Source organism: Ruegeria sp. YKSF070, from assembly GCF_059612725.1.
Genome location: NZ_JBXWRD010000010.1, coordinates 43,927 through 66,255, shown reverse-complemented (window position 1 = coordinate 66,255; position 22,329 = coordinate 43,927). Strand labels below are relative to the sequence as shown.

Genomic DNA, 22,329 nt, shown 5'->3' with positions numbered 1-22,329 from the left:
CTCCGGCGGGTGGATCGTGGTTGCGCGCAGATAGCGCGGCTTTCGCAGGATTTGCAACACAAAGGCGGTGGTGGGCGCTGGTGTTAACCTTTCGGTAACGCAAATCACGGATCAAAGACCACAAGCAGGGCGATGCGCGTGCCGTCAATCACCACCTTGCCCTGATCGGGAAAATTCACGGTGATCTTGCCGGCGATGCTGGACTGGACCTGCCCGGTTCCCCAGTCGGGGTAATCAGGGTGGCGCACGAACATGCCCGGTGCAAGAATGGCATTGAGATCGGTCATATCCGGGCCCTGTCTGCTGGATGTGCGGGTCTGACAACGGAGGTATCGCATGGCCCAAAGCGGCGTCAACCTGGCCAGCCTGATCGGCTCGCGCATCTGTCACGACCTGATCAGCCCGATCGGCGCCATTACCAACGGGCTGGAGCTGCTCGACATGACCGGCGCGGTCGAGGGGCCCGAGATGGAACTGATTGCCGACAGCGTCGGCAATGCCGAGGCGCGCATTCGCTTCTTTCGCATCGCCTATGGCGCGTCGAGCGATCAGATGCTGGGCCGTGCCGAACTGGTCGGCCTGCTCGACGATCTGAACCGCAGCGCCAGGGCCAAGGCCGACTGGGCACCGACTGAGCCGGTTGCCCGCGCCGAGGTGCGGATGGCCTTTCTGGCGCTGCAATGCTGCGAAACCGCCCTGCCCTTTGGCGGCAGCGTGCGGATGGACCAGCATGGCGACCGCTGGATCGTCACCGCCGAGGCCGAGAAACTGTCGGTCGATCCCGCCCTGTGGGAGGGGTTGAGCAACCCCGCCGCCCTGAAACAGGTGACACCGGCGCAGGTGCAATTCGCCCTCTTGCCGGCGGTGGCCGAAGATGCCGGCCGGCGGGTCACGGTTGAGACCAGCGACCGCCAGCTGGTGATCCGGTTCTGATCAGGCCCGGGTCGTTCCGTTCCCGCGCACCAGGTATTTGAAACTGGTCAGCTGCGCCGCCCCCACCGGGCCGCGCGCATGCATCTTGCCGGTGGCGATGCCGATCTCGGCACCCATGCCGAACTCGCCGCCATCGGCAAACTGGGTCGAGGCATTGTGCATCAGGATGGCGCTGTCGAGCCGCTCGAAAAAGCGCGCGGCAACCGCGTCATCTTCGGTGATCACGCAATCGGTGTGGTTCGAGCCATAGTGCCGGATATGGGCGATGGCCGCGTCCACGTCATCGACCACCTTGGCCGCGATGATCATATCGAGGTATTCCTTGCCCCAGTCCGCCTCGGTTGCGGCAAGCGAGCCGGGCAGCCCCTCGGCCCGCACCTCGACCCCGGCTTCGATCAGCGCGTGCACCAGATCGGCACCAAGATTGTCCGCTATATCCTTGTGAATCAACAGACATTCAGCAGCGCCACAAATCCCTGTGCGGCGCGTCTTGGCATTCATCACCACGCGCAGCGCCTTTTCGGGATCGGCGTTTTTGTCGATATAGATATGCACGATGCCTTCGAGATGGGCAAAGACCGGCACCCGCGCCTCGCGCTGTACCAGCCCCACCAGCCCCTTGCCGCCACGCGGCACGATCACATCGACATAATCGGTCATGGTCAGCAGTTCGGATACCGCCGCCCGATCGCGGGTCGGCACCAGCTGAATCGCATCCTCGGGCAGGCCCGCGGCGCGCAGCCCCTCGACCAGACAGGCATGGATCGCACCCGAGGAATGGAAGCTTTCGGACCCGCCGCGCAGGATCACCGCATTGCCCGATTTGAGGCATAGCGCCCCGGCATCCGCCGTCACATTGGGGCGGCTTTCATAGATCACCCCGATCACCCCCAAAGGTGTGCGCACCCGCTGGATATGAAGCCCCGAAGGCATGTCCCATTCCGCCAGAACCTCGCCCACCGGATCGCCCTGTTCGGCCACGGTGCGCAGACCGTCGACGATGCCCTGAATCCGCGCCTCGTCCAGCTTGAGCCGGTCCATCATCGCCGGGCTCAGCCCCTTGTCGCGGCCATAGTCCAGATCGCGCGCATTGGCGGCGATGATCTCACCCCGCCGAGTCCAGACCGCATCGGCGGCGGCGATCAGTGCGGCATGCTTGCGCTCGGCTGTGGCAAAGGCCAGTTCGGCCGCGGCGGCCTTGGCCCGTTTGCCGATATCGGTCATGACGGCGGCGATGTCTTCGATGTCTTTCATGGCGGTCCCCTGCGCTTGGGTCAGGTCAATGGATAGAGCGTCGCGGCGTCCGGGTCAAAGCGCCATGTCGTCCCGGTGGATCAATGCGGCGCGGCCTGGATAGCCCAGCGTCGCCTCGATCTCGGACGACTGACGCCCCCGAATGGCGCGCGCCTCGTCGCCGGTATAGCGGCAAAGCCCCTGCCCCAGGCGCCGACCGTCCGGGCCCAGAATGGCAACCGGGTCGCCGCGGCCAAAGACACCCGAAATCGTCGTCACCCCGGCTGGCAACAGGCTCTTGCCGCCCTCCAGCGCGCGGGCGGCACCTGCATCGACGCTGATCTCGCCGCGCGGCTTCATCGCTGCGATCCACCGCTTGCGGGCCGCCTGTGGGTCAAGCGTCGCGGTGAACCAAGTGCAGTTGGCACCATTTTCAAGCGTTTTCAGCGGGTTCAGGGGTGATCCTTCGGTAATCGCCATGGCGCAACCGCCAGCGGTGGCCATCTGTGCCGCCATCAGCTTGGTCTTCATTCCGCCCTTGGACAGGCCCGAGCCCGCATCGCCGGCCATTGCCACGATCTCGGGCGTGATCCGCTCGATCACGTCGAAGCGAGTGGCACCGGGATCGTCGCTGGGATTGCCGGTATAGAACCCGTCCACATCCGACAGCAGGATCAGCTGATCGGCGCCCACGGTGACCGCGATCTGTGCAGCCAGCCGGTCATTGTCGCCATAGCGGATCTCGTCCGTCGCCACGGTGTCATTCTCGTTGACGATGGGCACCGCCCCAAGACCCAGCAGCGTTTCCAGCGTCGCGCGCGAGTTCAGATAGCGGCGGCGATCCTCGCTATCCTCGAGCGTGACCAGAACCTGCGCGGTGGTGATCCTGTGCGGGGCCAGCGCCTCTTCATAGGCGCGCGCCAGACGGATCTGGCCCACGGCGGCGGCGGCCTGGGATTGTTCAAGCGGCAGCGCCGTACGCGGCAGGCCCAGCACGCCCCGCCCCAACGCGATCGAGCCGGACGAGACCAGGATCACATCCAGGCCCAGCCCCTTGAGCCAGGCCACGTCGGCCGCCAGTGAATGCAGCCAGTCGGCGCGCAGGTCTCCCGTGTTGCGGTCGACCAGCAGGGCCGAGCCGATCTTGACCACCAGCCGCCGGGCTGCCGTCAGGGTTGCCAAGGCTGCGACTCCTCCACAGGCTTTTCGCGAAGGCGGTTGGCGTCGATGCGGGCCCGCAGGGCGCGCAGCACCTCGGTCACCCCCTCGCGCGAGGCGCCTGACATCATCATCACCGGTCCGCCCGAGGCCTCTTCCAGCTCTTCGACCAGAAAGGCGCGTTCCTCGTCATCCAGCGTGTCGATCTTGTTCAGCACGGTCACGCGGGGTTTGTCCGCCAGATCGCCGCCATAGGCCTCAAGCTCGCCGATGATGGTGTGGTAATCCTCGACCAGATCGCCCGAGGTGCCATCGACCAGATGCAACAGCACCGCGCAGCGTTCCACATGGCCCAGGAACCGGTCGCCGATGCCGCGCCCCTCATGTGCGCCGGCAATCAGGCCGGGAATGTCGGCGATCACGAATTCCACATTGTCGACACCCACAACCCCCAGATTGGGGTGCAGCGTGGTAAAGGGGTAATCGGCGATCTTGGGCCGCGCGTTCGACGTGGCCGCCAGAAAGGTCGACTTGCCCGCATTGGGCAGGCCCAACAGGCCCACATCGGCGATCAGCTTGAGCCGCAGCCAGATGGTGCGATCCACCCCCGGCTGGCCCGGATTGGCCCGGCGCGGCGCCTGGTTGGTGGCCGATTTGAAATGCAGGTTGCCAAAACCGCCATTGCCGCCCTTGGCCAGCAGCACCCGCTGGCCCACCTCGGTCAGGTCGGCCAGAACGGTTTCCTCGTCCTCGTCCAGGATCTCGGTGCCCACGGGCACCCGCAGCACGATATCGTCGCCATCCTTGCCCGACCGCTGCTGACCCTTGCCGGGCACCCCGTTCTGGGCAAAGAAATGCTGCTGATAGCGAAAGTCGATGAGCGTGTTCAGCCCATCCACCGCCTCGGCCCAGACCGAACCGCCCTTGCCGCCATCGCCCCCATCGGGGCCGCCATATTCAATGAATTTTTCGCGCCGGAAACTGACGCAGCCATTTCCGCCGGAACCCGAGCGGATATAGACCTTTGCAAGATCGAGAAATTTCATATGTGCTCCCTACTGCAAAGGCCCGGGCGGGCCAAGTCACAGTTTGCGGCTATAGGTCCAGGTGGGGACGGCGGCGTCGCGGGCCACCGAATAACTCTCGGCGTCTCCAAGATACTGAAACCCGCAATGGGTCAAGACCCTGGCCGAGGCAGGATTGTCCTGAAACACGCTGGCGAACATGGTGGCGTTGCCCAACGGGTTGGCATTCACCAACGCCTCGACCGCCATCGAGGCGATGCCGGTATTCCAGAACACGGGCGCGACCCAGTACCCGACCTCGGACTGGTTGCGATCCATCCGTTCCAGCGAGATCAGGCCCATCAGTTCGGGCCCGCCGTCGCGGGTGGCATCCATCGCCCAGACATCCTCGGTCCGCTCCTCGCTCATGGCGCGGGCGACAAAGCCTTCGGCCATGCCCGGAGGCAGCGGATGCGGGATAGAGGTGGTCATGCGCGCAACCCGCTCGTCGCGGGCGTAATGCTCGATCAGCCCCATATCCGACTTGCGCAGCGGGCGCAGATCAAAGCGTTCGGTTTCAATGACCGGCTGGTTTATGATCGTATCAAACTTCATTTCTGTGCTCCTCCTCCGAACACACCATAAATCACGGATGCAACGGTCAGCCCCGCCAGCATCCACATCAGGTATTTCTCGCTAGGCCGTCCTGCAACCACCGCCGCGATGCGATCGCCTGCAAAGGCCCAGAGCGGGTGGAAAACCGCCTGACAAGCCAAAAGCCCCAGCGCCACCGTCAACGTCGCCTGAAACGGCAAGGTGCCGGGGGCGACGAAACCGGCAAATCCGGAAACGATCAACGCCCAGGCCTTGGGATTCAGCGGGTGCACCAGCAACCCGGCGCGAAACCCCGGTGCCGCGTCAGACGCGCCTCCATCAGTGCTCAGGCGCAGATTGGCGATCTTCCAGGCGAGCCAGCAGATATAGGCCACGCAAAGATATTTGAGCGCCTGAAACAACATCGGCACCCGATCGGCGAGTTCCATCAGGCCAAACCCCACCGGCCAGATCACCAGTTGCTTGCCCAGGGCCACCCCGGCGACAAAGGGCAGCGCCGCGCGAAAGCCATAGCGCGCACCGGTGGCCAGCAGGGCCATGTTGGCCGGGCCCGGCGTGCCCACCTGCGCGGCGGCAAAGAGCAGAAAGCTGGTCGTGGCAACGGCCATGGGGCGTCCGATGAAACTTTGGTGAAAAACGAGAAAGGGGACCGGCAATCCTTGCCGGTCCCCCATGAATTTTTTCTAAACCTTCTGGGTTTCGGCTTACTCTGCGGCCTCCGCCACCGGCAGGACCGAAATGAAGGTGCGCTTTTTCAGCCCCTTGTGGAACTTCACGGCGCCGTCGACGGTTGCAAAGATCGTGTGATCCTTGCCCATGCCAACGCCTTCGCCCGGCCAGAACTTGGTGCCGCGCTGACGCACGAGAATGTTGCCGGCGCCAACAGCTTCGCCGCCGTACTTCTTGACGCCAAGACGGCGACCGATGGAGTCGCGGCCGTTACGGGAGGAACCGCCAGCTTTTTTATGTGCCATTCTTTCTCTCCTTAGCCTTGAGCCAGCTCTTTGGCCTGCTCAACCCATTCGGGCTTTACCTTAACCGCGTCGATAGCAGCAATCTGCTCGTCCGACAAGGCGGCCAGCGCGGCAAAGCTGCCAATGCCCGCTTCGACCAGCTTCTTGGCGGCGGCGGGGCCGACACCGGTGATCTTGGTGAGATCGTCCGAGCCTGCGGCTGCGGGGGCTGCGGCTGCGGGTGCAGCGGCGCCTGCGGCGGCCTGGCCGGTTGCGGCTTTGACACCGGTCTTGTCGGCGCCCGAGGTCAGGATCTCGGTGATCTTGACCAGCGTCAGCTTCTGGCGGTGACCCTTGGTGCGCTGCGAGCTGTGCTTACGACGGCGCTTGACGAAATGGATTAGCTTTTCGCCTTTGATCTGGTCGATGACTTCGGCCTGAACCGCAGCACCATCAACCAGCGGCGCGCCCACAACCGGTGCGTCACCGCCCAGCATCAGCACGTCGTTGAATTGAACTTTTTCACCTGCATCGGCAGCCAGCTTTTCAACGCGGAGCACATCGCCCGCCTGAACCTTGTACTGCTTGCCGCCAGTCTTGAGGACCGCAAACATGCGTCTTTCCTTCTTGTCACCGCGTTCTTCGGTCCCCGGAGCCCCGAGCGTTTCGGCCCCCTAACGGAAAGCCACCTGCGAACAGCGCGCCCTGTTTCGGGCGGATTAACGGCCCTTCCGATTCCGGGCAGGCCAAACGATAACGAAACCCGGCGCGGAAACCGGGCCGGGATGCGGGCTTATCCATGTCGTGCGGGGCTTTGTCAACCGCAAATGCGGGCACAAGCGGGATGTCTTTTCCATGCCGCGCCGTCGGACGCGCGTTCCGCAGGATCACCGGTGCCCGGCACTCAGATATCGGACGCCTTGAGCGCAAATCCCACCGCTCGGCCCAGATCATAGGAGATCGCTCCATACAGCCGGTCGAACCCATCGAACAGCGCCGTGTTCAGCGCCTGCCCGGCAAGGCTGAGCGAAAAGTCGATATTGGCCTGCATCTGCGCATCGTCCAGCGGCGCATAGGCGAAATAGAGAAACCCCATCACCCAACGCCGGGTCTCGGCCTCGGTCTCGTCGCGGGCCTCCAACAGGCCGGCCAGTACCGCGCCGTCATCGCGCGCGGTTCCCTGCCCGTCGCTGAGACCACGGTAAAACTGAAAATCGGCGCTGATCGCCCCTTTGACATTCTGGCCGATCAGGTCATTTGCCGCCACATACTCGGCCACCTGGCGCAGGCGGGTGTCATCCTTCCCTGCCCGCTCGGCCCGCTCCAGCGCCATTTCCTCGATACCGTCATCGGTAAAGGCGCGCCGGGCCGAGTTTTCCAGTGTCAGGATGGTCTGGCCGTTTTCGGTCCGGAAAAACGCGGTCGCAGCCGCGACCTGTTCTTCATCCAGGTGATCGGCCAGCGCGCTGCTCAATGCCGTGTACATCCGATCGGGCGCATAGATCCGCGCCACCTGAGCGGCGAAGAACGCGCCGCCTGTCCCGTCCAGCATCTCGGCATCCAGCGTTTCGCCGTAGCGCAGCCCCTCGTCGCGCAGGATCTCGACCACCTCGGTCAACCGCATGGCCTGCGCCAGATCATCGAACGCGGGGTCGGCCGCCACCGGCGCGGCCAGCCACAGGCACAGAACCGCCCAGACGCGCCGCATCACAACTCCTGCACCGGCTGAAGCTCCGCCATGCGAACCGCCAGCACCTCGAACCGGTCGGCCATGATCGAGTATTGCACCGCGTTCAGCAATTCATAGACCTCCTGCATCAGGGGCTGTTCCAGCGCCTCTGTATAGGCGTCCACCTCGTCATCGGAAAAGGCCTGATAGGTATAGGCCGCCGAGGCCAACGCCGAAAGCTGGAGCGCATTGCGCATCTCGGTCTCGTTGCCGCGCAAAAGCTCGCGCAGATCCTCGACCTCCATTTGCAGATCGATCACCCCGGCGGCACTGGCCGCCAGCAGGAACCGCAGCTGAATCTCCTGCAAGGCGCGCAGCGCAGTGCCGGAGGAATCTATGGCGCGGTTCATCCGTTTCAGGCTCTCGACCCGGGACGAGCCATGTCGCACCAGTTCCGAAACAATCGCCTCGCCCGCTTCTTCCTTCAGATCGTCATCGGTCATATGTGCGTCGTTCTCGGCCACCACCAGCCGCTGACCCAGGTCCGAGGCATAGAATTCGACCGCATGATCAAGCGCCGCATCGCTCAGCGTCTGTTCCAGGATATCCAGCGCCTGTACACGCATTCCCTTGGTATCGAACACCTCGCGGGTCAATGTGGTCCACTGGCTGCCGAAACTCTCGGCCTCCAGCCCCAGCATCCCCGGCGCCGAGGCAGAGGCCTGGGCAATCGAATCCAGCGCCACGTCGAAACCGGTGGTGACGAGAAACGCCTCGATCCGCGCCCGGTCCGCCGCCCTGAGCGGCTGCGCAAGCGCGAGACCAAGAAGCAAAAAGCCGAAAAGGAGGGGCAAGGTGTCGCGAAACAGTCGTGTCATATGCCAAGCCTAAGCCATTTACCCGCACGGGCAATGGAAATTCGAGCCGGTGCAAAAACTTGTCACTTTCCGCTTGCACCCCCGCGCGAACCTCACTAAATCCCCCCCTCACAGACCCCCGCGGAGAGGTGCCGGAGTGGTCGAACGGGGCGGTCTCGAAAACCGTTGTGGGTGCAAGCCCACCCAGGGTTCGAATCCCTGTCTCTCCGCCACTATTCCATTTAAGTATTTGATCTTGCTGCGCAATTCCTGCGCATGCGCGACTTACCTACCCACCAGCCGACTCACCGTTTAGGTGGTTGGACACCGAGGTGAGGTGCATTGCAGACACGCTGGCGAGACGTGGCTCGGGGCGATTATGTACTTCGCCCGGTCAATGGCGGCTCATCATGCAAGCGCATGCGATTCATTGCCGTTCGGGCTTGTCGGGTGTCTCTGAGGCTCACCGGCAGCCGGGAGGGGTACCCCCCGACCACATGGCCAGAGAATGGACCCCGCCCCCACTCGTATGGGCTGGGTCTCACTTAACAGGGGGGGGCAGAGGAAGGTGTAACGTTTGCGCTGCTCGAGGGGCCTATATGGGGTCTCGGACATTCCCGACGCTTGGAAACGGAAGGTGGCGTGGGGGGCGCGTATTCAAGGGATGGCGAAAGGGATTGCGGGTTGATCCAAATTTCAAGGTGGGCTTTGTTCTGATCGCTATGCCACTCGCTCCCTAAAGCGCAATCCTCGACTAGATCGCGGCCGCCACGGAGTGGTTGGCCATCTTGACGCAGGTCGTTACTTAAACAATCACAGTTCCTCGAAATCATCCTTCTGCTCTTCAGAGGCGATCTGTCTCAGCTGCTCCAGATCCAAAACATTACGGTTGCCGTCTTTATGCGCCCTCGCGTGGCAAATGCGACAAAGAACCAGAACGTCCGTCTGTACATTTGTCCGTGTCGGGCCATTGTCAGCCAAGGGATTGACGTGGTGGACCTCTACTTCACGAAGGGTGATCCGTGGTTTGTGGCCGCAGGCTTCGCAGGTGATGCCTCTTGTTCGAAGCGCCTCTCGCCGCACTGCCGGGTTGCGTTCCGAACTTGATATGCTGCGTTCAATGGATCGGCCCTCGAAAAATCCCTTGTGAAAACGCCCCGGCAGGAAGTCGCCCAATTGCCCGACCCGAGCGTCCCCAATCACAAAACACACCTTCGCATCGGGACGGCGCAGCCCTCGGCCAAGCACCTGAACCATCCGGCGTGCGGCGGTGTTCTTGCTGTCGAGATATGAGGTCATTGGATCCCCGACACGGAGATGCTCTTCCAATTCCTCGTCCCAGTCCTCAAAGAGTTCGCGGGGGGCTGAAAACGGTATCCGAGGCACGACAATCGTGTTCCATTGCCGGTCAACATCCAGACCGGCCCACGCACCGGCGGCGATCAACACCTTTGCATTGCCCATACGGTCATAGGCATCCCGAGTAGTCTCTTCCCGAGTGCGCCAGATACAATCCTCGACACGCTCCCCAAGCCGTTGGGCAAGTTCATGGCTGGGCGTCACGACAAGGGTAAGGCCGTCAGCACCATTGATTTCGTCGACCATCGCCTGCAGCCACTCGTCGGTGCCGACCTCGTGTTCCACAGCGAAAGAGAAATAAACTTCACCGTGATGGGCAGGTTCGATCACGGCGGACAGCGCGGACTGTACCTCGATACCCATGCTTCGAACGAAGTCATTGAAGCGCCTGTTCACACTAAGCGTTGCGCTGACAAAGATCGTGCTGGGCCGGTTGGCAATTTTCTTCAACAGGCGACCGGGTAGGCGGTGTATGACGGCCACCCCTCCTTCGCCGTCCATGCCCACTTTCCTGAACCAGACGGGTTCTGCTTGGGCCACCTCCCGAATGATCTTTGCTTTCGCCCTGGTCTCGGGGTCTGCAAAGGTGGTCGCAAGGACTTCCGTCGCGACTTGTAGTGGGTTGGACGGGTCAATACCAAGGCTTCGCAGGGTGCTTCGGGGAATGCTCAAGTCTGCGCTGAGCGCAGCTAGGCCGGGGATCTGGTCGGCCTCATCGAAAACAATCACCTCGCGCTCGGTGACGCCATTATAAGCGCCGCCGAGGCGCTGATCATATATCACCGAGGAGGCGGTGCAGATTATGATGTCCGCGGTCATCGCGGACTGCTTCTGCGCATCAAAGGCGGCTGTATCGAATATGCCCTCCTCATCGGTGAAGTGTCTTTTCGACCGGAAGGTTGCAACCGAGCGGCCGGGGAACAGGTCCTGCACCCAATTCAAGTCGCTGCTTGCTTCCAATTGGCTGATGAGTTCGCCAGTGGCCAGACAAATGGCAGCCCGTTTTCCGCTTTCGAACAAGGGATGAAGGTACGCGCGCGTCTTGCCAAGACCGGTGGCTCCCTCCAACAACAGCGGCGCATCCGGGTTCTCGATGTGCTTACGCACACGTTGCGCAAACTCCTTCTGTTCATTCGACCGAAACATACACCCCTCCTTCAGTCCGGAACCACCCCTGTTCGGGTGACTGTGGCCGACCACGACAATCTGGCACTGCTTTTTATTTTTTCAGTAACCACCCGTTTTCGGGGTGGCTGTGGCCGGTCTGACCCTGCCCGTGAGCAAGCACTTACTTTAGTAACCACCCGTTTTCGGGGTGGCTGTGGCACACGCCAGACGGGCCTGCACGGTTCATTCTCCTTTAGTAACCACCCGTTTTCAGGGTGGCTGTGGCGCGATTGGGCGCAACTCACTGGGGAAACCATCCTTTAGTAACCACCCGTTTTCGGGGTGGCTGTGGCGGCGACCCCTGACATGCTGGTGATCGGCTACCTTTAGTAACCACCCGTTTTCGGGGTGGCTGTGGCTGAAAAGCAAAGCCTCCCGCTGCACTCCTTCCTTTAGTAACCACCCGTTTTCGGGGTGGCTGTGGCATCCATCGCCTTGGCCTGCCCGTCCTTCTTCCTTTAGTAACCACCCGTTTTCGGGGTGGCTGTGGCCTCGGAGTGCTACGACAACTTCCTTGTCGACCTTTAGTAACCACCCGTTTTCGGGGTGGCTGTGGCCGGCAGGCGGTCACGCGGTCGAGGCTCAGGCCTTTAGTAACCACCCGTTTTCGGGGTGGCTGTGGCCGTTGTTGGTGGCAATGTCGTCCTCGATCACCTTTAGTAACCACCCGTTTTCGGGGTGGCTGTGGCAAGCACCAATGACGGGCGCACGACCGCTTACCTTTAGTAACCACCCGTTTTCGGGGTGGCTGTGGCTGGGCGGCGGGGCTGTTGAGGTCCGGGTAACCTTTAGTAACCACCCGTTTTCGGGGTGGCTGTGGCCACCGCTCGCAGGTAGTCCGGGTCGGGCTTCCTTTAGTAACCACCCGTTTTCGGGGTGGCTGTGGCTGATCCTGCGTAATCGACTGATATACAATGGAAACACCGGCTTCTTGTTTTGAAAAACTCATCCCTCTGCAGAAGGTTCAGCGACAAAGTCCGAGATTTTTGCAGGACTGTCGATCCCGCCACTGGAAACGATACGGACCAGTTCGCCGTCGAGGCGCATCTCTGCCTTGAAATCAATGTATCCGCCCGCACCGCGCGCGCTGTGCGCTCCCAAGACAGGCCGGCGCGACAAGGCATCGAACCCCGCCATCAGGATGTCCATGTCCCGGTCGCGGTAGTTGCGCACCACCAGCGTTCCTTTCAGCGATATGTTCGGGGGAAGCGCCCAGTGCTGAAAGATTGCCCGAGTGGAGACCTTCATCGCGTCTTTGCCAAGTTTTTCCTCGATTTCCGCATTGACCGCTTTCAGCAGCTTCTTTGCTTCTGCCAACTCTGCCTTGACGCTGGGAATTTCCTCAGCCGGAAGCGGCTTTTTCCTGCTGCTCAGTTTGCGTTCCAGCTGCTCGACCAGACCTTCTGCCGTGGCCCTACGGCCGTTCAGCTCAACACGAACGATGGTCTTTTCCCGTTCATCATCGGCAAGCGCCTCCAAGGCACCCTCCGTCACGTCTATGTCCTTGCGCACGGACGTGATCGGGAACGGCATGACAGGTGACGCCGGCATGAAGTGACCCAGAAAATCCAGTCTGGACTTGATACCGAGGCCCGAGCCGAAGAGGTCGACAATAGGCTTTGCTTCGCGTTCTGCCGCAATCGCTTGCAGGTCAATTTTTTCCTGCTCTTTCTCGCTGTCGGCTGTTTGGCCCACGATCATCTCGTAGGCGGTCGCTGCTGCAATCCCCCCGGCGGCTTTGATGGTTTTCATTGCCGCCCCCCTCCGCATCGCGCCGCGTACGGTCGACGCGGGCAGGTAGCCGCTTTTGATCAGTTCGCCTTCCTCATTCATGCCTATGGGCATGACAGGGAAGTTGTTCATCGCGTTGCCGCTGGTGCCAGAGGCGACGGGCATCGTGATCGAAAGCGGTGCGCGCGGCGTGATCGTCAATTCAATTACAAGCGTTTGTTTACTCATCGGTCTATCCTTTGGTCATCGGCCTGATGGTCTGATAATTGGACTAGGTCACGCTGGTTCAAATGCGGATCATCCCACGCCCGAACGCGCGGGCTGGCCCCGGCAATCCCTCTGCCAGAGTTGTCATGAATGCTTCTGCATCGGTGATCTTGAGTATGCCAGCAAACTGCGTGCGGTCTATGCTCAGAGTTTTGCCTTTGCGTTCGATTTTCTCGCCTCGCGCAGTTATGCTCAACGCCCTAACCTCGAACCCGGCATCCGCTGCTTTCCTTTCCAGCCACGCCTTGCGCGAACGCCAGTCATGCCTAGGAAAATACCGATGCCTGCCCTTGCACTTGGTTCCACAACTGGCGACGAGTTCGAAGGCCAGAATATCTCCCTCCCGAACTTCCCGCAGTCGCTTGCCCGCGTCCGTGAATGCAGCTTCGGCGCGAACAACAAGGTGATCCCCAAGGTCTGCAAACAGCGGCCTCTCGCCATTGGTCATGTCTTCGAGCAACTGGTGGCTGGCGTAAGCACCGATACCGGCGGGCTTCGGAATGATGTGGTCATGCAGCATCTTTTTGCATCTCCTTTCGGTAAGCTCGTGCCAGAGGGTGCGTTATTTCGGCGTTAGTAACGTCGAGGGTGGTTACCCCATCCGGGTGACAAATCGCGGTTCTGCGCGCATCGTAGGTGGCCCTCAAAGTGTCGACCGTGATCAGCGCCTTAGAGAAGATGACCAGAACGACGGGCTCCTTCAGGGCCGCCAACTCGGCTGAGAAGGCTTCCCATACAGTGCGGGTATCGCCACCGGGGTAAGCAGCTATGTCCGTGGCAAGGGTGCAGCCGCTACTGCGAAAGATTGCCCACTTGTTCAGTCGGCATGCAGAAGTCTTCCCGGCAAGTGCGTGGTTCATGGTGAGCGACTTTATGGCGTCCTTGACGGGATCCCCGGTGAGTTGGTTCCCAAGAACCTTTCGTGAGAAGTCTGAGGCCACAATTTCAAAAGACGTCTGCATATTGGTGTCCTCAATATAAAAAGGGAGCATAGCAGGGCGCGCGGTTGCGAGGGTCGTGATAGGCCGGTTTCCAAGCCGCCTCGGTCAGTGGATAGCTCGTGTCACCGGAAAAAAGATTGTATGGGACCGGACGCATCGGCTGGCCTTCCGGTCCGACGATGCTGTGATCCTCTTCGGATTGGCGGATACCCCACTTGCTGACGCGCCCATATCCCTGAGCGCGTTTCTTTCCTATCGCCTCAACGCCACGAAGAAGGGCTGCCATTCCCTCTCGGTCGCCCCGAACCTGCCATCTGATCCTTTCAGCATGCAGTACTTTGTATGACGAAAGAACTTGTCCAAATTCGCGTTTTCGCTTGGCGCTAAGGGCTTGCGGCGTTCCTCGGCTATTTCGAGGAGATAGTTCTGCAGGCCAATCGTGTTGCCAGCGCATACTGGCCGCCCACCCTATTCCGCCAATGTGGTACGGTTCGACTATGGCAGCGGATGCATGGAATAGCCCATCGGCCTGCTCGACTGGAATTTGGGTCCAATCCCCCAGTTTTTCATGGGCCAACGCACCCAAAAGGCTATCCATTGTCAGATAACCTTGAAAAATGATTGGTGAGGCGAGCGTTGCCTCAATTGTGTAATTCTGCATTCCAACTCCGAGGCGGAAAATGGGTCACGAGACGGTTTTTTCTTCTATGGAACAGTAGCTTGAAAATAAGCAGTAACCTGTTCGAAGGCTACTCTGTGAGGGGCCGACATAGCAACCTGTCACAGCCAGTGATTTTGTTTTGAATGCTCAGTCGTCATCTGCTCTGGCTCCAACAAAGTTGGCTCTGAAAGGGATGCCGTCGCGCAATGCGTTACACCTTCAGGCAACCGTAGCCGTCGAGCCGTATTTGATAACACAGTTATTAAAGGAATTGCGGGGCGCTGATGGTACGCAATGCGTTACACCTTGGGGCAAAAGGAACCGCAGCACTAAATCCGACATTCCCCAAGTGGCCTACCGTTTGAGGTCAGGATCGCCTGATTTCGCTTGTTGATCAAGCGGTTTGGGCCCTGGGCGGCGTTTGCATGGATCAAAAGAAACGAATTCGGGCAGGCCGGTCCGCAAACTCGCGTCATTTTGGCCCTGCGTCGCCGTTTTTCAGCGTGATTGACAGACCTGTCCTGCCGCGTTCGTTCAGTTTGGGCCAGGATCATGGTTGCGCGCATGATGGAGGTGCTCGCAGACGGCGGATGGCAGCAAGGATGGCGCGCACCATCGGGCCGTTGATGGCCACCTCGGCCAATTGGAATGTGATGGCACGGGAATGGCGCACGACGCGCGCTCCGATCTTGATGAGCTTGAGCTGCAGGCTGGTCAACGACCAGTCGGCCATGGGCTCGGGCAGGTCTATGCAGCGCAGGAATGTCGCCAAATTATAGGCTAGCGCGTGCAGTTGCAGCCGCACCTCGTTGTCGCCGAACCGCCTGCAGGACAGCCGCGTCCAGCGGAAGGCGTGCTTGCCTTCCTTGATGTGCTGCTCGGCAGTGCCACGCTGGTTGTAAAACCGCACCACCCAATCCGGCTCCATCGGTAGGTTGGTGACGATGAAGCCCACACGAGGGAACAGCTCGCCCGGATGCCATTCGATCTTGGCAATGACGCGGCGCTCCTTGTCCCAGGACGCGGCCTGATAATGGAAATCCTCGAAGAAGCGTTTTACCTTGGTCTAGGAAGGCCGACCCACGGGCCGGGTCAGCCGATACGCGATCTTCTCGCGCAGGACGTTGTTGGCGGGCAGCCGGATGGCATAGAAATAGCCAGCTTCCTCCAGTCTTTCGTAGATCGCGGGGATCGCATAGGCGGCGTCGGCCCGAAAGAACCGGCCCCCAAGGTTGCGGCCAGCGTAGCGGGCGATGACTGGATCGAGAACATCTCGCCAGCCGTCGGCGCTGTGGACATTGCCGTGACGCAAGGCGCAGCGTTCCAGCATGCCGAACTGGTTGAATAGAAAGTTGGGGTGGTAGCAGGTGCAGTCGAAATGCCCATTCCAAACGGACCCCTCCTGATCGCCATGGGTCGGGCTGACCGAGCTGTCCATGTCCAGCACGATGTACTTCAGCCCGCTGCGGTCATGAAACCGGTCGATCCATTGCCCGTTCAGGTCGGCCAGCGCTTCCCGGTTCTCGGACAGTGCCAGCGTCTCGGTCTCGAACCGCCCCATCTGCGAGGCCGAGGCCGCTTGTGCGTCGACCGCGCGACCGCCGACAATCTGGCGCATGACCGGATCGAGGGCCAGACGGTCGGCGTCGTTGACATCCTCGTATCCGGCCAGCCGCCCGAACACCGATTGCCGGAACAACCCGTCGAGCCGATGGAGCGTGTTCTTGCCGCGTCGGGTATCGCGCAGTGCAACGGACGCCAAACCGGACAGCCCGAGTGCGTCATCAAGCTCGCGCATCACCAAGAGACCACCGTCCGAACTGAGTTGCGTGCCGCGAAATTGCAGCCGGACCCGGCGGTCAAAATCGACCCGATCACCCCGATCCGAAGCCGCACCCACAGGGTGATCCATGAAACACGTCCTTCGTAGCCAGCAACACCATGATTTATATATAGAATACAGCGATCACCACAGCGAAATCAGCGGATTACTTGGGGAATGCGGGCTAATGTAATCTTTGGTAGGCACTTTTGAAATATCAGTTTTCACGTTATGTCCAGAGATTAAACTTTAAATGCCATGTGCCGACATATCTTCACGCCGTAGTAGCTGTACTTATTTTTAGTTTTGCTTATTCCAGCGAGCCGCTGCACGCTCAAACTTTGTCTCGTCAAGAATTAGAGGAATTAAGGGGCCTTACCGAAAGAGCCTGCTTCATAGATCAAAAGTCGAGAAGGCTTAATGCAGGAATAAGCGACATAGTCATTGAAAGATACTGCCAATGCTATGCTGAAGCATTGTACCCTAACAACCTTACTATGCAGCACCTTTTGCGGGCGCAAAATATATTAGCGGGCCGAGGTGAGCATGCTATGGTTGAGTACCTGTTGATGGGTCAGGATATTTATGGTGTTTCCATTCGCTGCACTCGCCTAGCCCTCGATCCGTAGAATTAGCAATTGGTGTTTTGGATATCAATCATAGCTCGGCATTCCCCAAAAAGTACAGAAAAATGAGCGTGGGCAGGACGGCCATGTAGCCCCAAATGAACGCTCTTTGGAAGGCTCCTTGACGGACCGCTCCTGCAATAAATCCAACCAATGCCGCTATCAAGGATGTAATCGCAACAACGGCCAAACAAGCCCCGAAGGCTTGGCCAATATTTGCGTACGGCGTAAAAATGAAATAGGCAACAAAAGTAACAATTGCTCCAACAAGGTTCACACCAAGGAACGCTGACGTCAGTCGGGACACATCACTTCCTCCAAACCCTCCTACCGCCACCATCGTGCGACCAGTCCCTGATTCGAGTCCACCCCAACCGTCTCAGTGCGACACCGACGCTGCCCGCGCAGGGGCGGGCGTTGTACCGGCCATGCAGCCGCGCCACGAGTTCCTCCATGGTCCACGGGCGGTTGCGCTGTGCAGGCGGCAGGGAGCGCATGAGAGCCTCGATCTGGTCGACCAAGGGGGTGTCGCACTGAATGCGGCTGTCACGCAGGCGCTTGCGTTCTGCGGCGCGGATAGCCTCTTTGGTTTCATCGCGGGCGCGTTCACGCTCAGCACGCAGATGGTCGATGTATAGTTTCATCTGTCACGTTCCTCCGGTGGTAGGGTGACGACCGTTGGGCAGTCGGGGCAGTCGTCCGGGCAGAGGTCCATGGGGCTGATGAACCCGTGGCCAATGTACTGCGCCGCACGGCGCATGGCATCTTCAAGCTCAGCCTCACGCTGTGCGCACAGGTCTCTATCTGGGAAGGCCCATCCTAGGCGTCTGTACGGATCATGTTCGCTGCGCGCGCACCACTGCCAGCTGGGCGGGCTTATGAGGCCCTCAGGGTCATAAGGAATGACGAGTGCTACAAGGTCAGCTCCATCGAACCCAGCATATGTATTGTTTCCATCCGGCACGAAGGTCAGTTTCTTCTTTTCCATGTCTCGTTTCCTTTCGACTTGGGGGGGGCGGCTGTATAGTTCTGCGCGGTTTGCGCGATTTGGGTCCATTTTCCGTAAAGTCCCTATATGAAGCTCTATAGAGAAAGTTACGGGATTAGCTCTGAAACCGCGCAAACCGCGCAATACTTAAGACCAGGGGTAGCTGCCCCGGTCGCACGCGGGGCAGTTTGTTTACTTTCTTACTGAACCAGTGGCGTTTTACGCCGTGGTGCGATCCCGGCATAATCACGCCGAGAATTGACCAATGCATGCCCCCGGTCGCTCAGGCGGCGTGTGAAGGTGTTCTTCGTGGCAGCCCTGATGCCGTTACCGGCTGCCCACCCGGTATATTCGCCGTACAGGTCACCAGTCGGACAACTCAGGTTACCGCCCACGCAGCACAGTTCACTGATGAACTGGCCGATGATGTCTTCATCCGTCCGGTATTGCTCGGTGGCGGCCTTCACGGACGGCGGCACGGCGAGACCGCTTGCCCAATAGTCCGCCAACCCATCGAGCGCCCAGTTCAGAATGCCGCTGCCTTCACGGCGCAACCGCTCGGGTAGTCTTGCGTCCTGCTCATGCTCCGGGATTTGGACCCCCCAGTCGATCAGGGTGACCCTGCGCCATATACCCACGCTTGTATCGTGAATGGCGGGCCGGTGGTTGCCGGTCATGATGAACGTATGCGACGGAGCGAAGTCGATGAATGACCTCCCGTATACCGGGCGCGCTGTCAGCACATCGCCGCCGGTCCAGAGCTTGACGCGTTCTTCGTCGAGCCGCCCCTCCCGTACCTCACTGGTAAACGCGCCCCGTGCCCCTTGCAGGCGCAGAGTGTCGGCGCTTGGACCTTGGGACGAACGTTCTTGCCGCATGAGCGCCTCGGCCTGTATACTCACACCGTACCCGCCAAGTACGTACATGAGCGCCTCAACGAAGGTGGTCTTCCCATTCGCACCACCGCCGTGGAAGAAAAACAGACGCTGTTCGCCGGGCTTGCCCCAGAGGGTTAGCCCGGCGATCTGCTGAAGCAACCGGCGCACCGCGACATCAGGCTGAACACGAGCCAAGAACGCCTCGAACTCCGGCGCTGCCGCCTCAGGATCGAAGTCCACGCCCGCCCGCTTGGTGATGAGATCATCCGGACAGAACGCACACAGGGCGCGCTTGCGCAGGTCGAGCACGCCGTTCCTGACACCCAAGAGTTCTGGCTCAGCATCGAGGTCGGCAGCCGACACCGTCATGCCGTCATGCGTCCACCCGACAGCGGCCATGGCGTCCATGCGCGGCAGAGTACTGCTGGCCGCTGCGTGCTTTGTGACCTTCTGGCTCTTGTCGGTCTGGCCGTCTTTGAGCAGGGCTGCACCCAACGCGGATATCTGCGCGATGGCTTCGCGTGCCGCCTTACGAATTGCGTTCGCCGAGTCGCCAGCCTTGGTCCAGCCGACAACCGGGTCGAACGTGAGCACATCGCCGGTCTGGTCCACGCGGATCAACCGCCCCCGCCACTGGCCGGCGAACAACCGGCCGTTGAGAACATCGCGCTCCTCGTCTACCCCCGGCGAAAGCACCGACGACAGCCGCACACGACGGGGGTCTTGCCACCCTGCCGCCTTCGCCATGTGGAACAAAGTGCCGAGGTTTATCCCGCCCTCCGGTTCGATGCTGTTCCACAGCTTGTCGAACGCGGCGTCGGTGTACCCTTCGTCACCACGAGACCATTCACGCAGCAAATCTTCCGCACATGCCCATTCCGTTGACCGCAACGCCATGCCGATATCGCGCCAATCGAAGTAGCCCATGACTGGTTCCATGGTGGCCAAGGCATCGCGCACCCGCTCGACGTTCTCGGGTGTCTCTGGGTCGGGCGCATGGGTGCTAAGGTTGACGCCCTTTGCTCCCGCGTTCTTAACGGGTGTTCCGGACCGGCCACCTTTGGCCTGCACCGCAAGACTCATGGCGGCTACGCCAGAGTCCACCGACGCCCATGCTCCGGCGTTCATAAGCACTTCACCAGTCACGGTAACAAACCGGCCTTTGGAATACGCCTCGAAACCGGTGGCTGCGATCTGGGAGAAACCCTCCGTCGATCCAATCACCCTGAGGCCGCGCCCTGATGGACTGCGCTCTATGTAACAGCCCTTGCACGCCTTCAGGATGCGCTGAACATTCAAATCGCTGACAGGCTTACCGCTCGCATCGATGCAGTCATCAAGGTCGAGTGCGCCGATCCCCATTCCTGACAGGAGCGCGATGCCTATGCCCGCGTAGCGGTCCGGAGCTGCGTTATACGCCGCCAGCGCTTCGTCGAAGGTCACAAGGTTAGCTATGTCTTCTGGTGAGCCCAGAGAGCCGCTCCGCACCGCGCCGTTGGCGTAGTAAGGTACCTTGTCGGGCTTGAGCTTGCCTGCCTTTTTGACCGCCTTCCAGAGCAACCAGAGCTTCTGCACCTTGAGTTCCGTGGGGACGACGTCGCTTATGCGGGCCGAGGGCGGATCAAAATAGTCGCGTTTCATACCGCAGCACCCCCATTCAGGTAGGCACGGACATCGGCCACGCGCCACCGGCGCGTCTTGGGCCCTATAGCAACGGGCTGGGGCAACCGGCCAGCTTTGACATCTCTCCACACCGAGGCGCGGCTCCGCTTCGCGAGTGCAGTGATGGTGTGAACGTCAACGAGCGCGGTATCGGGCAAATCGTCGAACGACGTCAGGTGGTCGAGACGGGGGCGTAACGCCCCCTGCGCTTGGATTACCAACATGGGTATCTCCGTGATGTGATGAGAATGGCGACATCACGAAGCTGCAAGCGCTATGCTTCGAAACTTCCGTCGGATCGGTTGACATAGGTATGCTCATCGAGCTCCTACGCCTCACGCCGATTCATTCGGTACCAAATTCGGGAACGAAGATCAACAACTAAGCGTCTGATTTAATTAAGTTAACATACTAGACATAGTGGACACGGCTATTTGTTTCCGACCAGAGCCACGACGTTCCCGCCCGCAGCCGATCCCGTGACATGTGCTGCCCAAGCCTCCATGACGCCGCGCCGCTGCTCAAGCAGGTCGGTCCGGTGATACGCCGCCTCAACCGCGTTGCGGATCGTGTGCGCCAGCGCTCGCTCTGCCAGATCAGGCGACACGCCGTTCTCACTGGCCCAGTCGCGGAAGGTCGAGCGCAGCCCATGAGGCACCGCAGGACGCCCAGACCGTTGGTCGAGATAGCCACCCTCCCGCGCTTCGTTGATACGCCTCATGCAGGCGCTAAGCGCCGCGTCCGACAGCATCCCACCGCGCACCGCCGGGAAGACATAGGGCGACCCGAGATCGCGCGACAGCGCCTCCAGCAGCGCGACCGCCTGCGCGGTGAGCGGCACGCGGTGTTCCTTGCCTGCCTTCATGCGCTCTGCCGGGATGGTCCACAGACCAGCTTTCAGATCGAACTCAGCCCACGTCGCACCCCTGATCTCGCCAGACCGCGCAACCGTCAGCGTCATCATCTCCAACGCCCGCGCAGCCATGCCGTCGCGCCCTTGCAGATCGACAAACCACGGCACCATATCACTGATCGACAGCGCCGGATGGTTGGTGACCTTCGCCACCTTCGAGGGCTTGGGCAGGATCGCGTCGAGGTTGCCTTTCCACCGGGCCGGGTTGTCACCCACCCTGTGCCCGGCCACGGTCGCCCATGCCAGCACACCCTCGATGCGCCCACGCACGCGTGTCGCAGTCTCCGTCTTGGTCTGCCAGATCGGCTCCAGCACGCGCAGCACGTCCTGCACGCCAATGTCACCCACCAGCATCTTCCCCAGTTCCGGGTTTGCATAGGTGCGCAGCGTCGAGCGCCACTGGTCGCAATGCTTGGGGTTCTTGAACTCAGTCAGCTTGCTTTCGAGGAACTTCTCGACCGCCTTCTCGAACGTCAGCCCGCGCTTTTGCTCAGCCTGCAGGCGTGAGCGCAGCGCCTTGCGCTCCTCGACCGGGTCGAGCCCCTGCCAGACCTTCTCCAGTTCCGCACGCGCGCGCTCACGCGCCTGTGCCAGCGTCACGGTCGGATAGCTACCCAGCCCGATGTGCCTGCGCTTGCCGCCGACTGGCGTGCGGAGAAGCCATGACTTCGACCCGCTCGGGGTGATCTGGACCATCAGACCCTGAACCCCACCAACCGATACGACCTTCTTGGATTGCCCCCCGTCGTGCTCGAGCCGCTTCACCTCTAGGGCGGACAGTTCCTTCGCTAGTTTCGGCATGACCAACCTTCCTACCTACCTAAATGGTTGCGATCATCTGAGACTAGCTGAAGCGCATTGCGCAAGCAAAATCAAGCAAGGCACTGGTAAA

The 22,329-nt window shown here is 60.8% G+C and carries 21 protein-coding genes, 1 tRNA gene, 1 pseudogene and 1 CRISPR repeat array; of the genes and pseudogenes, 2 read left to right on the top strand and 21 right to left on the bottom strand.

What is annotated here, in order from left to right:
• Nucleotides 1–104 precede the first annotated feature (104 nt).
• Nucleotides 105–287 carry a DUF3553 domain-containing protein gene (locus tag AC2FL1_RS07790; RefSeq protein ID WP_044028244.1) on the bottom strand — a complete coding sequence of 61 codons (183 nt, stop codon included), beginning with the start codon at nt 285–287 and terminating at the stop codon, nt 105–107.
• A 49-nt stretch (nt 288–336) separates the two neighbouring features.
• Here AC2FL1_RS07790 and AC2FL1_RS07785 point away from each other — a divergent pair, with 49 nt between their 5' ends.
• Nucleotides 337–933 (top strand): histidine phosphotransferase family protein, encoded by a 597-nt coding sequence (locus AC2FL1_RS07785; protein ID WP_496876523.1) that lies wholly within the window; start codon nt 337–339, stop codon nt 931–933.
• On the opposite strand, the gene AC2FL1_RS07780 is transcribed toward AC2FL1_RS07785, so the two are convergent.
• The 9 genes from AC2FL1_RS07780 to AC2FL1_RS07740 all read right to left on the bottom strand — a co-directional run bounded on the left by AC2FL1_RS07780 (nt 934) and on the right by AC2FL1_RS07740 (nt 8,443).
• A complete protein-coding gene (locus AC2FL1_RS07780; protein ID WP_496876522.1) occupies nt 934–2,187 on the bottom strand; it encodes a glutamate-5-semialdehyde dehydrogenase in 1,254 nt (417 codons plus the stop codon).
• Nucleotides 2,188–2,241: 54 nt separating this feature from the next.
• A complete protein-coding gene (gene proB, locus AC2FL1_RS07775; protein ID WP_496876521.1) occupies nt 2,242–3,348 on the bottom strand; it encodes a glutamate 5-kinase in 1,107 nt (368 codons plus the stop codon).
• Nucleotides 3,336–4,370 (bottom strand): GTPase ObgE, encoded by a 1,035-nt coding sequence (gene obgE, locus AC2FL1_RS07770; RefSeq protein ID WP_234136752.1) that lies wholly within the window; start codon nt 4,368–4,370, stop codon nt 3,336–3,338. Before obgE ends, proB begins: the two co-directional genes overlap by 13 nt.
• Nucleotides 4,371–4,406: 36 nt before the next feature.
• Nucleotides 4,407–4,943, bottom strand: coding sequence for a GNAT family N-acetyltransferase (locus AC2FL1_RS07765; RefSeq protein WP_011047718.1), 537 nt, complete (start codon nt 4,941–4,943; stop codon nt 4,407–4,409).
• Nucleotides 4,940–5,551 carry a LysE family translocator gene (locus tag AC2FL1_RS07760; RefSeq protein WP_496876520.1) on the bottom strand — a complete coding sequence of 204 codons (612 nt, stop codon included), beginning with the start codon at nt 5,549–5,551 and terminating at the stop codon, nt 4,940–4,942. Before AC2FL1_RS07760 ends, AC2FL1_RS07765 begins: the two co-directional genes overlap by 4 nt.
• Before the next feature lie 96 nt (nt 5,552–5,647).
• Entirely contained in the window at nt 5,648–5,917 is a 270-nt protein-coding gene (gene rpmA / locus AC2FL1_RS07755; RefSeq protein WP_011047720.1) for a 50S ribosomal protein L27, read from the bottom strand.
• A gap of 11 nt (nt 5,918–5,928) precedes the next feature.
• Nucleotides 5,929–6,510: a 50S ribosomal protein L21 gene (locus AC2FL1_RS07750; RefSeq protein ID WP_496823529.1), complete on the bottom strand. Its 582-nt coding sequence runs from the start codon at nt 6,508–6,510 to the stop codon at nt 5,929–5,931.
• A 290-nt stretch (nt 6,511–6,800) separates the two neighbouring features.
• On the bottom strand, nt 6,801–7,604 hold the full coding sequence (locus tag AC2FL1_RS07745) for a DUF2059 domain-containing protein (protein ID WP_496876519.1): 804 nt from the start codon (nt 7,602–7,604) through the stop codon (nt 6,801–6,803).
• Complete coding sequence (locus AC2FL1_RS07740) at nt 7,604–8,443, bottom strand: DUF2059 domain-containing protein (protein ID WP_496876518.1); 840 nt, start codon at nt 8,441–8,443, stop codon at nt 7,604–7,606. The genes AC2FL1_RS07745 and AC2FL1_RS07740 overlap by 1 nt, the downstream gene beginning before the upstream one ends.
• Before the next feature lie 122 nt (nt 8,444–8,565).
• On the opposite strand from AC2FL1_RS07740, the gene AC2FL1_RS07735 reads away from it, so the two are divergent.
• A tRNA-Ser gene (locus AC2FL1_RS07735) sits at nt 8,566–8,655 on the top strand.
• A gap of 580 nt (nt 8,656–9,235) precedes the next feature.
• Here AC2FL1_RS07735 and AC2FL1_RS07730 read toward each other — a convergent pair.
• The 11 genes and pseudogenes from AC2FL1_RS07730 to AC2FL1_RS07680 all read right to left on the bottom strand — a co-directional run bounded on the left by AC2FL1_RS07730 (nt 9,236) and on the right by AC2FL1_RS07680 (nt 22,238).
• Nucleotides 9,236–10,927, bottom strand: a complete 1,692-nt coding sequence (locus tag AC2FL1_RS07730) for a DEAD/DEAH box helicase (protein ID WP_496876517.1) — start codon at nt 10,925–10,927, stop codon at nt 9,236–9,238.
• Between the two features lie 78 nt (nt 10,928–11,005).
• Nucleotides 11,006–11,835: direct repeats of the CRISPR family, unit length 36 nt; unit sequence CCTTTAGTAACCACCCGTTTTCGGGGTGGCTGTGGC.
• Between the two features lie 58 nt (nt 11,836–11,893).
• Nucleotides 11,894–12,907: a hypothetical protein gene (locus AC2FL1_RS07725; RefSeq protein WP_496876516.1), complete on the bottom strand. Its 1,014-nt coding sequence runs from the start codon at nt 12,905–12,907 to the stop codon at nt 11,894–11,896.
• A gap of 58 nt (nt 12,908–12,965) precedes the next feature.
• Complete coding sequence (locus tag AC2FL1_RS07720) at nt 12,966–13,466, bottom strand: type I-E CRISPR-associated protein Cas6/Cse3/CasE (RefSeq protein WP_496876515.1); 501 nt, start codon at nt 13,464–13,466, stop codon at nt 12,966–12,968.
• Entirely contained in the window at nt 13,456–13,908 is a 453-nt protein-coding gene (locus tag AC2FL1_RS07715) for a hypothetical protein (protein WP_496876514.1), read from the bottom strand. The genes AC2FL1_RS07720 and AC2FL1_RS07715 overlap by 11 nt, the downstream gene beginning before the upstream one ends.
• 10 nt (nt 13,909–13,918) lie before the next feature.
• Nucleotides 13,919–14,548, bottom strand: a complete 630-nt coding sequence (locus AC2FL1_RS07710) for a hypothetical protein (protein ID WP_496876513.1) — start codon at nt 14,546–14,548, stop codon at nt 13,919–13,921.
• A gap of 550 nt (nt 14,549–15,098) precedes the next feature.
• A pseudogene (locus AC2FL1_RS07705) lies at nt 15,099–16,460 on the bottom strand (IS1380 family transposase).
• Between the two features lie 567 nt (nt 16,461–17,027).
• Entirely contained in the window at nt 17,028–17,303 is a 276-nt protein-coding gene (locus AC2FL1_RS07700; protein ID WP_496876512.1) for a hypothetical protein, read from the bottom strand.
• Nucleotide 17,304: 1 nt separating this feature from the next.
• A complete protein-coding gene (locus AC2FL1_RS07695; protein ID WP_496876511.1) occupies nt 17,305–17,640 on the bottom strand; it encodes a hypothetical protein in 336 nt (111 codons plus the stop codon).
• Nucleotides 17,637–17,984 (bottom strand): hypothetical protein, encoded by a 348-nt coding sequence (locus tag AC2FL1_RS07690; protein ID WP_496876510.1) that lies wholly within the window; start codon nt 17,982–17,984, stop codon nt 17,637–17,639. Before AC2FL1_RS07690 ends, AC2FL1_RS07695 begins: the two co-directional genes overlap by 4 nt.
• A gap of 200 nt (nt 17,985–18,184) precedes the next feature.
• Nucleotides 18,185–20,503 carry a phage/plasmid primase, P4 family gene (locus AC2FL1_RS07685; RefSeq protein WP_496876509.1) on the bottom strand — a complete coding sequence of 773 codons (2,319 nt, stop codon included), beginning with the start codon at nt 20,501–20,503 and terminating at the stop codon, nt 18,185–18,187.
• 451 nt (nt 20,504–20,954) lie between these two features.
• Nucleotides 20,955–22,238 carry a tyrosine-type recombinase/integrase gene (locus AC2FL1_RS07680; protein WP_496876508.1) on the bottom strand — a complete coding sequence of 428 codons (1,284 nt, stop codon included), beginning with the start codon at nt 22,236–22,238 and terminating at the stop codon, nt 20,955–20,957.
• Nucleotides 22,239–22,329 lie beyond the last annotated feature (91 nt).